We start from the raw sequence: 13,442 nt of genomic DNA, 5'->3' as shown, positions 1-13,442 counted from the left end.
CTTGGATGGATATTAATCCCAGATTTACTTTCTATAATTTATTTAGAGGATTCAATCATTTATAAATCAAATACTTCTCTCTTTTTTCTTTATATACTTCATGTCCCGCCTTCCAGCTTTCGCGGATGCTAGCTTCGCTTTCTCCAGCTAAAATCTGCTTTTTCAATTCATCTGTTCCTACTAAGGTATTGAAGTAGTTATTGAAGAATTTTTCTTTCATTTCTGATTTATGGTAAGCTTCGAGCAAATAGCTAAGCGTAAACTGATGATTCATGGATTCGCCTCTCAAATCACGTCCAAAGCAAAGTTGATTTTGATGTGGTGGAGTTTTGGACATTCCATCAATGCTGACTGGGGTGAAGGTGAATTCTCCAAATTTAGGATCAGGATATCCGTAAACCTGAAATGGAAAATAGGTGCCTCTTCCTAAAGACATCACTGTTCCTTCGAAAAGACAAGTGCTAGGGTAAAGCTTAATTGAGAGGTCATTTGGGAGGTTTGGCGAAGGTTTAATAGGAAGGTTGTAGGATTGGTCATGTGACCAATTTTCAACGGGGATCACTTCTAAATCAACAGTTTGTCCTCCTTTGAGCCATTTTTCACCATTGATCATTTTAGCCAATTCTCCCACGGTCAGCCCATGTACGATGGGAATATTGTGCATCCCCACAAAAGATTCAAATCCAGGCTTAAGCATTGGGCCATCGATATAGCCTCCATTGGGATTAGGTCGGTCAAAGATGATCACCTTTTTACCTTGTTCGGCACAAGCTTCCATGACGTAGTGCATGGTGCTGATATAGGTGAAAAAGCGAGTTCCTACATCCTGAAGGTCAAAAATGACGATATCTAAATCCTTGATTTGCTCGGCAGAGGGCTTTTTGTTGTTTCCATAAAGCGAGACAATTGGAAGGCCTGTTTTGGTATCCATACTATTGTCTACTTTTTCTCCTGCATCGGCCGTTCCTCGGAAGCCATGTTCTGGGACAAAAACTTTCTTGACTTGAATCCCATTTTCTAATAGAAAATCAACGACATGTTTATTGTTGGATTGAGGAAGGATGGAAGTTTGATTTCCGACGAGTCCGATACGTTTTCCTTGAAGAAGCGGAAGGTAAAGCTCAGCCCTTTCAGCACCTACTCGGGGGAGTTGGGACAGAGCTGTGAGAGGACAAAGAGCCAAAATGAAAATGGCCAAAAAACTAATGAGAAGTGAATTTTTCGCTTGCTTCATGCTATTTTGCGGGAGTAGTGATCAACAAATTTAACCGAGTCCCTTGAACCTTTCCTATTTCATTGCCAAAAGAATCAGTTTTAAGCAATCCGGGGGCTTCTCGAGCACAATCCATAAAATTGCTGTAGGTAGTCTTGCCATTGGGCTCGCTGTTGCTATCCTCTCGTTTATGGTTTTAGGAGGATTTCAAAAATCCGTATCTGACCGGGTTTATGGATTTACTGGACATTTTCAAGTTCAGAAATTTCAAATGAGCAATGCCTATGAGGAGGCGCCTTTTACGCTTAGTGAGGAGTTGAAGGAACGTCTTGCATCACAAAACTACATTGGAAAAACTCAGTCCTTTGCTCACAAAACGGCTTTGTTGAAAGGCGACGAAGAAGTTGAAGGGATTTTGATGAAGGGATTAGGGGCAGATTTTGACTCCCTTTCTTTTAAAAAATACTTGGTTTCGGGAAGGCTACTCCATATACCTGATTCTGGAGTGAGTAATGAGATCATGCTCAGCAAGCTGGTAGCAGATAAACTTCTTCTTGAAGTGGGAGACCGAGTGACTCTGTATTTTGTTCAAGATCCACCTAGGTTCCGCAGAGTAGAGGTAGTAGGAATTTTTGAAACCTACTTGGAAAATTTTGATGAGCAAATTGTTCTTGGCGAACTTCAAACCATCCGGAATTTGAATGGCTGGAAAAAAGATCAAGTTGGAGGCCTGGAGGTTTATCTGAGTGATCCAAGTGAAGCTGACCTTCGATTTGAAGAATTGGATCAAATGCTAGACTTTGATCTCAAGCTTATTGATATCCGAGATCGTTATTTAGAGATTTTCGATTGGCTGTCACTTTTGGATACCAATGTGGTGGTATTTATATCCTTGATTGGGTTTGTTGCCATATTCAACATGGGGGCGATATTATTCATTCTTATCATGGAGCGCACCCAAATGATCGGGTTATTCAAGGCCTTGGGAGCAAAAAATGCGCTGATTCGAAGGATTTTTTTCTGGAATGGAATTCAAATTTTGGGAAAGGGGCTACTCATTGGAAATCTCCTTGGACTGGGGATCGGATTCCTTCAAGATCGATTTAAATTGGTTCCTCTAGATCCGGCAAATTATTACATGGAATTTGTTCCTATAGATTGGAACTGGCCAGTTTTTATCTTTCTGAATTTGGGGATTTCAGGCTTAACAGCTTTGGTTCTCTGGATTCCCGTATTGGTGATTTCCAAAGTAGATCCAATCAAATCTATCCGATTTGATTAAGGCGATAGGGTGAAAAGATACTTTTAATCTTCATCCAGATTACTCCCAATACGGCCTCTTTGAAAATTTTGGGGCTCATTTTAGATTGACCCCTGGTACGGTCAGTAAAGATGATTGGAACCTCTATTAGTTTAAATCCAAGTTTCCATGCGGTAAACTTCATTTCGATTTGGAAGGCATATCCAATAAATTTGATTTTATCCAATGCGATTCCTTCCAAGACACTTCGGTGGTAGCATTTAAATCCAGCTGTGGCATCTTTGATCGGCAGACCGGTGATATACTTGACGTAAACGCTCGCAAAATAAGACATCAATACTCTTCCGATTGGCCAATTGACCACATTCACCCCTGTGATATAGCGTGAGCCAATTGCTAAGTCAAATGATCGGTCTTTAATTGCGTTATAAAGTCGGATCAAATCTTTAGGATCATGGGAAAAATCACAATCCATTTCAAAAATGTAATCGTACCCTTTTTCTAAAGCCCATTTGAATCCTGTGATATAAGCTGTTCCAAGTCCCAACTTCCCCTTTCTTTCTAGCAGATGAAGTCTTGTGGAAAATTCTTTTTGCGCTGATTTTACGATTTCAGCCGTCCCGTCCGGTGAACCGTCATCAATAATTAAAAGGTCAAAATTTCCAGGGAGATTCATCACTGTCACTACCATGTCGCTGATATTTTCCAGCTCATTGTAGGTGGGAATGATGACAAGTTTACGATGATCCATAGTGCTTTCGGTTATCAAAAGTAAGAGTTAAGGCGGATTTTTGAAGAATGGTCTGGGTGAAAAAAGCTTAAACCTTACTTTTGGGCAAAATTTATCCCCCATGAATTCACGAGTTGCCATAGTCAGTTATTTTTCAACCGGTGTCTACGATACCAATACCATTGATGAAGATCAGATTTTGTCCGGAATCTTAACGGAATTAGAGATACCTCATGAAATTCAAGCCTGGTCTGACCCCAATGTGGATTGGTCGTCATTCTCTCATCTTTTGATCAAATCCACCTGGGATTATTTTGATTATTATCCGGAATTTCATGCTTGGATTGAACGGATAAAGGCATTAGGAATTCCTGTCTTGAATGATTTGGAAACGATCCGCTGGAATTCTTCCAAGGAGTATTTGCTTCAAATTGAAGCCCAAGGTTTTCCGACGATCGCTGGGGTGATTTTGGAAAAAGGTCAAGAACCTTCCTTGGAAAAAATTCAGGAAAAAGTGAAATCAGACGTTCTTGTGGTCAAGCCTGTCGTTAGTGGTGGAGCAAAAAACACCCTGAAAATCCCAGTTTCGGAATGGGAAAAGTATGCTGATCAGGTCAATAAGCTTGTCAAGGAAGAAGCATTTCTAGCCCAGCCATTTGTCAAAGAAGTCGCTGAAGTGGGCGAGTATTCCTTGATTTTCTTTAATGAACAGTTTTCACACGCGGTATTAAAAACTCCAGCCAAATCTGATTTTCGAGTTCAACATTACTTTGGGGGTACTATACAAGTAATTCAACCTGATGCCGATCTTTTAAACGCAGCTCAAAAACTGATTGATGCTTTTGGAAAAGGAACTCTATATGGAAGGGTAGACGGAGTGATTATAAATGGTGTATTCCATCTGATGGAACTTGAATTGATCGAGCCGTATTTGTTTCTGGGCTTGACGGATCAAGCCATTCCGAATTATTCCCGAGCAATTCAAAAGCGATTAATCGACTAATCCTAGAGACAAACCTCCTCCAGCTTGCTCAACGCGAAATCGCTTCCTTTAGCTGCAGCTTCTTTGAGGAGAGAACAACCTTCTGCATTTCCCATTCTAGCTAGGCAAACACCTTTTCGAGCCAATGCTTCAACATGCTCGGGGTTGTTTTTTAAAACAAATTCAAAATCTTCCAATGCCCAAGGAAGGTAACCGATTTTGAGCATTGCAAATCCTCGATTATAGCGAGCGGTGATGTTGTCAGGCTCCTTTTGTAGATAGGTATTAAAGGATGCTGCTGCGCCATAAACATCTCCACGACTGGCTCTTGCCATGCCCATATAGTAATAAATTGGAGCAAACTCCTTATTCATTTCTTGTGCTTGCTTTAGAAAAGTCTCGGCACGTTCCCAGTTTTTCACCATTAGCTGGGATCTTCCGGCCAAGTAAATAATCTCAAAATCTTCGGGATCTAGGCTGGCTGCCTTTAAAATTGATAGCTCTGCTTGTCGGTAGTATTCTTTGTCAAAAAGAATTTTTCCAATGCCGGCATGAGCTTGTGCATAATCGGGGTCAAAATCAAGAATTCGCTCATAATCTTCAATAGCCTCATCGGTTTGTCCCAATTCTTCATAGCATCTTGCCCGAATGTGGAGCATCTTGATTTCTCCAATATGGAAAAAGAGGCGTCTGTTTATAGCAGAAATTGCTTGGTCGTATTTTTTCTGGGAATATAATGACTCAATTTCAGCCGGATCAGCCGAACAGGAAAGGAGAAAAATCGATAGTAATATCGTAGAAATATGATTCAATCGTTTCATAACGAAATAAACAAAAATCAAATCATATTCGGAACAAGATCAAAACAAAAAATAAAAAAAGCTGCCTTAAAGACAGCTTCTTGGATTTTAAAACTCTGATTATAAAGTCACGCTCCTTGAGACCAAGGATAATGAAAAAGCTATTTTCGTTTACAAAACCCCCTTTGTGCTTGGGAGCTGGTTGATATTTCTTGGATCACGCATCACCGCCATTTTGATGGCTCGGGCAAGTCCTTTGAAAGTTGCTTCGATCTTATGATGTTCATTGTCCCCTTCGACTTTGATGTTGAGGTTGCACTTAGCGGTGTCCGAGAAGGACTTGAAGAAATGGTAAAAGAGTTCCGTTGGCATGTCTCCAACTTTTTCTCGGGTGTACTTGGCATCCCAAACGATCCAAGGCCTTCCCCCAAAGTCAATCGCTACTTGAGCCAATGCATCATCCATTGGAAGCATAAATCCATAGCGATAAATTCCTTTTTTATCTCCCAAAGCCTTCAAGTAGGCTTCTCCCAAAGCCAAAGCAGTATCCTCGATCGTGTGATGCTCATCGATATGAAGGTCGCCTTTAACTTTAATTTCTAAGTCAGTACTGCCATGTTTGCCCAATTGCTCGAGCATGTGGTCAAAGAAATGCAGTCCGGTGGAAATGTCGCATTTTCCGCTTCCGTCCAAGTTCAATTTGATGTAAATGTCTGTTTCGGAGGTGGTTCGTTTTACTTCAGCCTGACGTGGTGGCATTTTCAGGAAATTGTAAATCTCGTCCCAATCTTTAGTAGAAAGTGTAGCCTCAGGGTTGGGGTCTCCAATAAAAATAGCCTTGGCTCCTAGGTTTTTCGCCAATTGAACGTCAGTAAATCGATCTCCTATCACATAGGAATTAGCCAAATCGTATTCTTCTGAGAAATACTGGATCAGTAGTCCAGTTCTAGGTTTACGGGTGGGTGCATTTTCATGCTCAAAGGTTTTGTCCACATGGATAGCGGAGAATATTACATTCTCTTGCTCGAGGGTTTTGAGCATTTTGTACTGCGCAGGCCAAAAGTCTTTTTCGGGAAATGAATCTGTTCCCAATCCGTCCTGATTGGTCACCATCACGAGTTCGTAATCCGTCTCCTCTGCGATTTTCCGAAGATTGGAAATTGCTTTTGGTAGAAATTCCAGTTTTTCCAGACTATCTACCTGAAAATCTGTCGGCGGCTCTTTGATAATTGTGCCGTCTCGATCTATGAATAATACTTTTTTCATATTTCATAATGGTCAACGGTCCACGGACCAAAGTCCACAGACAGTTTTATTTTTTATACTAATTTGATTTCCTACGGTCGACCGTGGTCAGTCGACTGTGGACTATTTTACAACCTTCTTCAAGGCTTCCAAAAGCGCTACATTTTCCTCCCTCGTTCCCACTGTAATTCTTAGACAATCTGCACAAAGCAACACTTTTGCGCGGTTTCTGACAATTACCTTTTCCTCGATCAAATCATCATAAACTTGATTCGCATTGGGGATTTGAACCAACAGGAAGTTGGCGTGGGAGGTATGAATCTTTTGGACGAATGGCAATTTTTCCAATTCACCTTTCAGAAATTCCCGTTCAGCTAAAATGTCCTGAATCATCCGATCTACTTTGGCTTTGTCCTTGATCGCTGCCAAAACGGTCTCTTGCGTCAAGCCGGAAATATTGTAAGGAGGCTTAATTTTGTTCAAAATTCGGATTAGTTCCTCACTCGCAAAAGCCATCCCAAGTCGTAGGGAAGCTAAGCCCCAAGCCTTCGAAAAGGTCTGCATGACTAGCAGATTTGCAAATCGATCTAATTCTGTGGTAAAGCTGGGTTCGTCGCTAAAATCGATATAGGCTTCATCTACGACAACCAGTCCTTTGAAATTTTCCAATAGGAAGAGAATGTCTTCCCTCTTGGCCTTGTTGGCCGAAGGGTTATTTGGGGAGCAGATAAAGAGGATTTTAGAATTTGTATCTGCTGCGGCTAGGATTTTATCAGGCTGAAGCTGGAAATCTGGTGTTAAGGCAACTTTTCGGATTTCGACATCATTGATATTGGCACTCACCTCATACATTCCATAGGTGGGAGGTAGGAGAATCACGTTGTCCTTACCGGGATTGCAAAATGCTCTGTAGAGCAAATCAATGGCTTCGTCCGAACCATTTCCCAAGAAAATCTGACCGGGTCTAACTCCCTTGATCTTGGCAATTTCTTCCTTCAAAGCACTTTGATAAGGATCAGGATAGCGGTTGAAATCCTGATCGGTAATCGAACCAAACGGGTTTTCATTGGCATCCAAAAAGACACCTTCCTTACCGGTGTACTCGTCTCTAGCTGAAGTATAAGGTTGAAGTTTTGCGATATGTGGTCGCAAAAGCGAATTTAAGTCAAAGCTCATTTCTTGTTCTCTTTCAAGTAGTTGAGACGAATGGTGACCGCGTTTTTGTGCGCATCCAATTGCTCATTGGCTGCCATGACTTCCACGACAGGTCCTAGGGTTTTAAGACCTTCAGGAGTGATTTTTTGGTAAGTCATTTTTTTCAAAAAGCTATCCAAAGACACACCACTGTAATTGCGGGCATACCCGTATGTCGGCAGGGTATGGTTAGTTCCTGAAGCATAGTCACCGGCTGATTCAGGGGTGAAGTTTCCGATGAATACCGAACCGGCATTAAAGATTGCATCGACAGCTTCTTCCTCATTTTCTACCGCAATGATCAAGTGCTCCGGAGCGTAGTCGTTGATCAGTTCCAAGGCCTCCCCTTGATTTTCCATAACCACAGCAGTGGAGTTTTGGAGTGCTTTGAAGGCAATATCTTTTCGTGGCAAATCTTCAAGTTGAAGATCGATTTCCTTTAACACTTTCTTAGCAAACTTTTCGGATGGGGTTACCAAAACTACTTGCGAATCAATTCCATGCTCCGCTTGAGAAAGTAAATCTGAAGCAACGAACGCAGGAACGGCCGTATCATCTGCATAGACCAACACTTCTGATGGTCCGGCAGGCATATCAATCGCTACTCCGTATTTGTTTGCGAACTGCTTGGCTGCAGTCACATATTGGTTTCCAGGACCGAAAATCTTGTCTACCTGAGGTACACTCTCCGTCCCAAAAGTCATTGCTGCCACAGCTTGCGCACCACCCACTTTCAAGACTTTGGTGATACCTACAAGATCTGCCGTATAGAGAATAGCAGGATGGATTTTGCCTTCACGATTTGGTGGGGTACAAAGGACAATTTCTGCACAACCCGCGATTTTGGCAGGTACTCCAAGCATAAGGACGGTGCTGAAAAGTGGAGCCGTACCTCCGGGTATATAAAGTCCGACCCGTTGGATCGGGACGCTTTTTCGCATACAAATCACCCCTGGCATAACCTCTTCGATCAGTTCAGGTGTGGCCTGAGCCGCATGAAACTTCTCAATATTTGCTTTCGCAGTTTTGATCGCTTCCTTTAATTCTTTGCTGATTTGATCTTTTGCTGATTTGATTTCCTCAGCGGTGACCAAAAGGCTGTCCAAAGTCACATGATCATATTCTTGGGCAAATTTCTTTAATGCTTTATCTCCGTTTTTTTCAACTTTTTCGAAGATCGGTTTGACGATTTTATTGATTTCCTTGGTTTTTTGAACTGGACGAGCCAGTTGTTTTTTCCACTTTTCAGGATTAGGATTGACCAGGAGTTTCATAATTTCTTTGGTTAAAAGAGTTCGTTTACAACACCATTTTTTCGATTGGTACCACTAGGATTCCCTCAGCGCCAGCTGCACGGAGTTCCTCGATGTTTTCCCAGAATTGATCTTCGTTTAACACCGAGTGAACAGAGGACCATCCCTCTTGGGCCAGAGGCAAAATAGTCGGACTTCGCATTCCGGGGATCAATTCGATGACTTTTGGAATGGAAGAATTAGGAACATTCATCAATACGTATTTATTGCTTTTGCCTGTCTGGACGGCATTGATGCGGAAAAGGAGTTTTTCCAAAATAGCTTTCTTCCAATCCGCCAAGTTTTTGTTTCCGATCAAAACAGCTTCCGATTTGAAGACTTCTTCTACTTCTTTGAGGCCGTTCATCATCAAAGTTGAACCTGAACTTACTATATCAAAGATACCTTCAGCAAGTCCTATGCTCGGCGCAATTTCCACAGAGCCACTGATCTCATGGATTTCTGCTTGAATATTTTTAGACTCGAGGAAATCTCCAAGGATCTTGGGGTAGGAAGTGGCTATGCTTTTTCCCTGAAAATATTCTACACCGGGATATTCCTGACCTTTTGGAATAGCAAGTGAAAGTCTGCATTTGGAAAATCCCAGCTTCTTGAGAGTAAGGACATCTTTGTCTTTTTCAACGAGTTCATTTTGTCCGACAATTCCCAAATCTGCAACACCATCTGCTACATATCCAGGGATATCGTCATCACGAAGAAAAAGGAATTCAACAGGAAAATTGGTAGAAGTAGACTTGAGTTTGCCTGTTCCATTGTAAAATTTGATGCCACACTCCTTGATTAGGCTGAGTGAGTCATCGGATAGTCGGCCGCTTTTTTGGACGGCAATGCGGATAATCTGTTCCATGGGGACAAGTTACGCTTGGAAAGTTTTGGTTTGGATTAAATTTTGGTGAATGGCCGAATCCCTGTCATCAGCATCACCGGGTGGGTGTGTAAATAGCTTCCTCTCAAGAGGAATGATGGAAATAATGCAGCATGTGCGAATGCTGTGCAGTTGCTAAAAATTCAATATTTCTATTGGTGTTTTCCATTATCGTCAGCAAATATAGGTCTGGATTAGCAACATCCAAATCGAGAACTGTTTTTAATGAAATAAAAATGGGATAAAATATTTTATGTATATCCACTATCTTACCAGTAGGCCCTACACTATGATGAAATTCCGCTCGAAGTTCAGTTTTAGTCAGCTTCGGTCTTCGGTCTTCGGACTTCCGACCGCCAAACCAAAGGAGTTTTGGATTTTGATGCAATAGCGGATAATCAAAAAATATCTATTTATCCCCCTTTTTGAAATCCATACTTACAGAATTGATGCAATATCGGATGCCGCCTTGGTCTTGCGGTCCATCAGGAAAGCGGTGTCCAAGATGACCCCCACAGTTAGCGCAGAGAATCTCTTCACGGATCATGAAGTGGCTGTAGTCCATTTGCACGTCAATGGCTTCAGGTCGAATTGGTTCTGTGAAACTTGGCCATCCACAGCCGCTGTCATACTTTTTGGAAGAGTGAAAAATTTCATTCCCACAGGCGCGACATTCGTAGATTCCTGTTTCTTTATTCAAGTAATATTGTCCAGTAAATGGTCTTTCAGTTCCTTTTTCTCTAAGTACATGGTAGGAGTGGGGATCTAAAATTTCTTCCCATTCCTCTTTCGATTTTTGAATGGGATATTCTTTCTTAGGTTTACTTTTCATCTCTTTGGATTTTTTAATTCAACTCTGAAATGAGCAAAGGAGTTTTCAAACTTTAGCTCTGTAAATCCATTCGGGAGCCTGATGGATCGTTTGTCGAAGCAAAAGATTTAGTTGTCCTACATGGTGTTGGACATGCCTGAGATTATAAAGTAAAATCTCAAGCATTGAAAAATCCATTGTTCTGGATTCATTGATCCATCTCTTTTCAAGTTGGGTTTCATTAAGGGAGAAAATGAAATCTCTTGCTTTGGATCGACAACCTTCTAGGTACAGGCCTAAGTCAGCTTTTGGAAAAATGATTACTTCAGGGTCTTCCTCAAATTCAGAGTAGGTGAAGTGAGTGGGCTGTGAAAATCCAACAGGTTCTTTGGTCAGGTAATAATCAAGGAAAAATAAGGTATGGTAAGCCATTTGGGAGAACCTAATGTCTGATTCCCAAATGGCATCCGGACATGCACTGATCGAATCAGACAACATATCCAATCCAGCACCAAATTGCTTCCACAGTTCTTTTTGAATAAATATCGACAACGTATTATTCATGTGGAAGAAGCAAAATTTTAGAAAGAGATTTTTCCTTGATCGTCTTTTCATTCATCAATTGAGGACGATATTTTCCTTTAGCATAGAGTTCCTTTTGGTCTGCGTAGTGTTTACTGAATCGGTTGCCACTATTGCCAGTAGGAAGCACAGAAACCGAGCCTTCCACATCTGCAAAATCTAATATAATCCGCATGGCCGGGCCAGAAGTTACTTTGTAGATTCCTTCGCTATTTAGCTTGAAAGCCAGTTTGTTAACAGCCTCTTCATTAGCCTCTACCGCTTCAGTTTTGATGTTGAAAATTTTATCTAAGGGCTTTTTTGCTCCAAGCGGATGAGGATGTTCAATCGTCACCGCTTTTTCCCAATCCCATTCTCTGGAATTTTCTCCAAACTGGGTGCTTAATTCCTCCAGGCTGATGGCTAAAGCTTCACTGATTATCTCTGATCGAGATTCAAAAATGTCAGTAGATCGATTATCCCACCATTTATTTTCTTCATGTTTCAGGAAGTGGTGCGTACTGCGGATCATCATGAAGGTTTGGAGATAGGCCTCAAATCCATCTTTTCCCAATTCATCTTCCATTGCTAATCGCAGGATATGATATAGCCATTTGTAATATAACGTGGGAGCGGAAAGATTCAGCTTGTGATTTCCTTCCCAAAGCGCCAATTCATCGAGAATTTGGGAATGCTCGTCAAATTGCCTACGGTCAATTTGAGATAACATAAGCTTTGCATTTTCAACCGAAACTTCATTGACAGTTTCCAATTGAAGTGACTTGATCGATTCAAGATCCCAATCCTCTCGGGAGGTAATGGTTTTGGCAATTCGGTTCCAACGTTCACCAGGGTAATAATAGCCCGGGAAGAAAATCCCATTTCTGGTAGTGTCAGGTTGATTATTTGCAGATGCTACGAATCCAGAAGGTGGATTGATGCTCTGTGGATTTTCAGTAAATGGATACCAGCCTTTGGGCTGGGATTCAGGATCAGAGCCATCAGCAAAGATCTTAGAATGGACTTTTTCAGCTCGGATCGGAAGTTTGGCCGCTGCCCACCATGCAATATTTCCCCATTTATCTCCATACATAATATTGAGCCCTGGAGCATGAATCAATGCAGCAGCGTCAGCTACTTGTTGCATAGATTCAGCATGGTTGATTTGATAGAGTGCTTCCATGGCTCTAGAAGGTTCTAACACAAATACCCACCAAGAAGAAATCGGATTTGAGGTCAGGGTTGCAATTTCTTTCACCACTGGATTCATAATTGGTCCATGAACAGTCTCTCGGATTTCAAATTCGATGGGATCTTTACCTTTTACCTTGAGGGTTTCTTTTCTTGACTTAATTGGGAAAGGTTGCTCACCAATGAGAATTTCATTGGGATTGGAAGGATTGAGTTTTTCTTCAAAAAAGTCCTGGTCGTCGTTTTCAAACATGGTTAGTCCAACGCTGTGGTGACGACTATGTCCCACTAGGCCAAAGGGGATCCCCGCCAAATGATTCCCATAAAAGCTAAATCCAGGATACTCCAAATGTGCTTCAAACCAAACAGAAGGAGAGGCAAATCCGATATGTGTATCGTTATTGAAAAGCACTTGACCTGATTGCGTACGACTACCTGAAATCACCCAAGAATTTGAGCCTTCAAGAAGTGGGACAGGAAGCTTTTCAAGTAGGGCTGAAAGCTCGGAAGTCACCAAAAGGTTTTCAGTATTCAGAGAGTCAGGATAATGATTGGGTATGACGTGGTGTTCAGGAAGAGTTTGCACGGAAATGGAGGCTAGGTAGTCTGGTCCTAGTTCCCGTGACATTTTAGTGACCAAAGGATCTGTTTTCAATCCCATGGCAAAAGTGAAGGACATATATCCCAAAATGGAATGCATATCTTCCAAGGAATACAACCTTGGCTTTTCCCCCAGAAGAAGATATTCAACAGGAAGTTTCCCATTTTGAATGAATTCATTCACACCACTTACATAGGCATCTGCAGCCTTTTTCCAAGGAGTTTCTCCTTGAGCCATAAATGCAGCATTACTTTCCTTGGCATGTTTGGGGATACCGAGGGTGTGAAAAAACTGATCGATTTCTATAAAGTCAGGTCCTAAAAATTCTGACAATGTTCCTGATCCAACCCTGCGCATCATTTCTAGTTGAAACAAGCGTTCTTTGGCATGGATATATCCTAAAGCTCGATAGGCATCCGATTCGTTTTCTGCGTAAATGTGTGGAATTCCAAACTTGTCAAAGTAGATTTCAACCTCTTCCTTGAGTCCGGAAAGCTTCAATTCTCCTTTGTAGCTGGGGGATTGCCAAAAAACAAATCCCAATATTCCAAGAACCAATATTAGAAATAGCGCACCGATTAAGCTGACTAGTTTTTTCATTTGAAAGAAATTTTGGGAAAAGATAAATGAATCCTATGAGTTGGAAAAGCTGAAAACCTTCCGATTAATTAACTT

Annotated in this window: 12 protein-coding genes; 2 read left to right on the top strand and 10 right to left on the bottom strand. The window is 41.5% G+C overall.

Going from position 1 to position 13,442, the window contains the following annotated elements; genetic code table 11:
- Nucleotides 1-55: 55 nt before the first annotated feature.
- Complete coding sequence (locus AO498_RS12840) at nucleotides 56-1,234, bottom strand: exo-beta-N-acetylmuramidase NamZ family protein (RefSeq protein ID WP_067548338.1); 1,179 nt, start codon at nucleotides 1,232-1,234, stop codon at nucleotides 56-58.
- Between the two features lie 43 nt (nucleotides 1,235-1,277).
- On the opposite strand from AO498_RS12840, the gene AO498_RS12835 reads away from it, so the two are divergent.
- Nucleotides 1,278-2,495, top strand: a complete 1,218-nt coding sequence (locus tag AO498_RS12835) for an ABC transporter permease (RefSeq protein WP_067548335.1) — start codon at nucleotides 1,278-1,280, stop codon at nucleotides 2,493-2,495.
- Here the strand turns inward: AO498_RS12835 and AO498_RS12830 are convergent.
- The gene (locus AO498_RS12830) at nucleotides 2,479-3,225 is read right to left on the bottom strand and encodes a polyprenol monophosphomannose synthase (protein WP_067548333.1); all 747 of its coding nucleotides are present in this window, start codon (nucleotides 3,223-3,225) and stop codon (nucleotides 2,479-2,481) included. The genes AO498_RS12835 and AO498_RS12830 overlap by 17 nt on opposite strands.
- A 100-nt stretch (nucleotides 3,226-3,325) precedes the next feature.
- Here AO498_RS12830 and AO498_RS12825 point away from each other — a divergent pair, with 100 nt between their 5' ends.
- On the top strand, nucleotides 3,326-4,207 hold the full coding sequence (locus tag AO498_RS12825; RefSeq protein WP_067550484.1) for an ATP-grasp domain-containing protein: 882 nt from the start codon (nucleotides 3,326-3,328) through the stop codon (nucleotides 4,205-4,207).
- 2 nt (nucleotides 4,208-4,209) lie between these two features.
- Here AO498_RS12825 and AO498_RS12820 read toward each other — a convergent pair whose 3' ends face one another.
- The 8 genes from AO498_RS12820 to AO498_RS12780 form a co-directional block, all read right to left on the bottom strand.
- The gene (locus AO498_RS12820; protein ID WP_067548330.1) at nucleotides 4,210-5,007 is read right to left on the bottom strand and encodes a tetratricopeptide repeat protein; all 798 of its coding nucleotides are present in this window, start codon (nucleotides 5,005-5,007) and stop codon (nucleotides 4,210-4,212) included.
- A gap of 150 nt (nucleotides 5,008-5,157) precedes the next feature.
- Nucleotides 5,158-6,252 carry a bifunctional histidinol-phosphatase/imidazoleglycerol-phosphate dehydratase HisB gene (gene hisB, locus AO498_RS12815; protein ID WP_067548327.1) on the bottom strand — a complete coding sequence of 365 codons (1,095 nt, stop codon included), beginning with the start codon at nucleotides 6,250-6,252 and terminating at the stop codon, nucleotides 5,158-5,160.
- Between the two features lie 102 nt (nucleotides 6,253-6,354).
- Nucleotides 6,355-7,407 (bottom strand): histidinol-phosphate transaminase, encoded by a 1,053-nt coding sequence (hisC, locus tag AO498_RS12810; protein ID WP_067548324.1) that lies wholly within the window; start codon nucleotides 7,405-7,407, stop codon nucleotides 6,355-6,357.
- Nucleotides 7,404-8,699, bottom strand: coding sequence for a histidinol dehydrogenase (hisD, locus tag AO498_RS12805; RefSeq protein WP_067548321.1), 1,296 nt, complete (start codon nucleotides 8,697-8,699; stop codon nucleotides 7,404-7,406). Before hisD ends, hisC begins: the two co-directional genes overlap by 4 nt.
- 25 nt (nucleotides 8,700-8,724) lie before the next feature.
- On the bottom strand, nucleotides 8,725-9,585 hold the full coding sequence (hisG, locus tag AO498_RS12800) for an ATP phosphoribosyltransferase (protein WP_067548318.1): 861 nt from the start codon (nucleotides 9,583-9,585) through the stop codon (nucleotides 8,725-8,727).
- 427 nt (nucleotides 9,586-10,012) lie between these two features.
- On the bottom strand, nucleotides 10,013-10,435 hold the full coding sequence (msrB, locus tag AO498_RS12790; protein ID WP_067548312.1) for a peptide-methionine (R)-S-oxide reductase MsrB: 423 nt from the start codon (nucleotides 10,433-10,435) through the stop codon (nucleotides 10,013-10,015).
- A 45-nt stretch (nucleotides 10,436-10,480) separates the two neighbouring features.
- The gene (locus AO498_RS12785) at nucleotides 10,481-10,978 is read right to left on the bottom strand and encodes a DinB family protein (RefSeq protein ID WP_067548309.1); all 498 of its coding nucleotides are present in this window, start codon (nucleotides 10,976-10,978) and stop codon (nucleotides 10,481-10,483) included.
- Nucleotides 10,971-13,367: a penicillin acylase family protein gene (locus tag AO498_RS12780; RefSeq protein ID WP_067548306.1), complete on the bottom strand. Its 2,397-nt coding sequence runs from the start codon at nucleotides 13,365-13,367 to the stop codon at nucleotides 10,971-10,973. Before AO498_RS12780 ends, AO498_RS12785 begins: the two co-directional genes overlap by 8 nt.
- Between the last annotated feature and the right edge of the window lie 75 nt (nucleotides 13,368-13,442).

Source organism: Algoriphagus sanaruensis (genome assembly GCF_001593605.1).
Lineage (GTDB): Bacteria > Bacteroidota > Bacteroidia > Cytophagales > Cyclobacteriaceae > Algoriphagus > Algoriphagus sanaruensis.
Note: the sequence above shows the minus strand (reverse complement) of the source record. Positions and strands in the feature narration are given on the sequence as shown.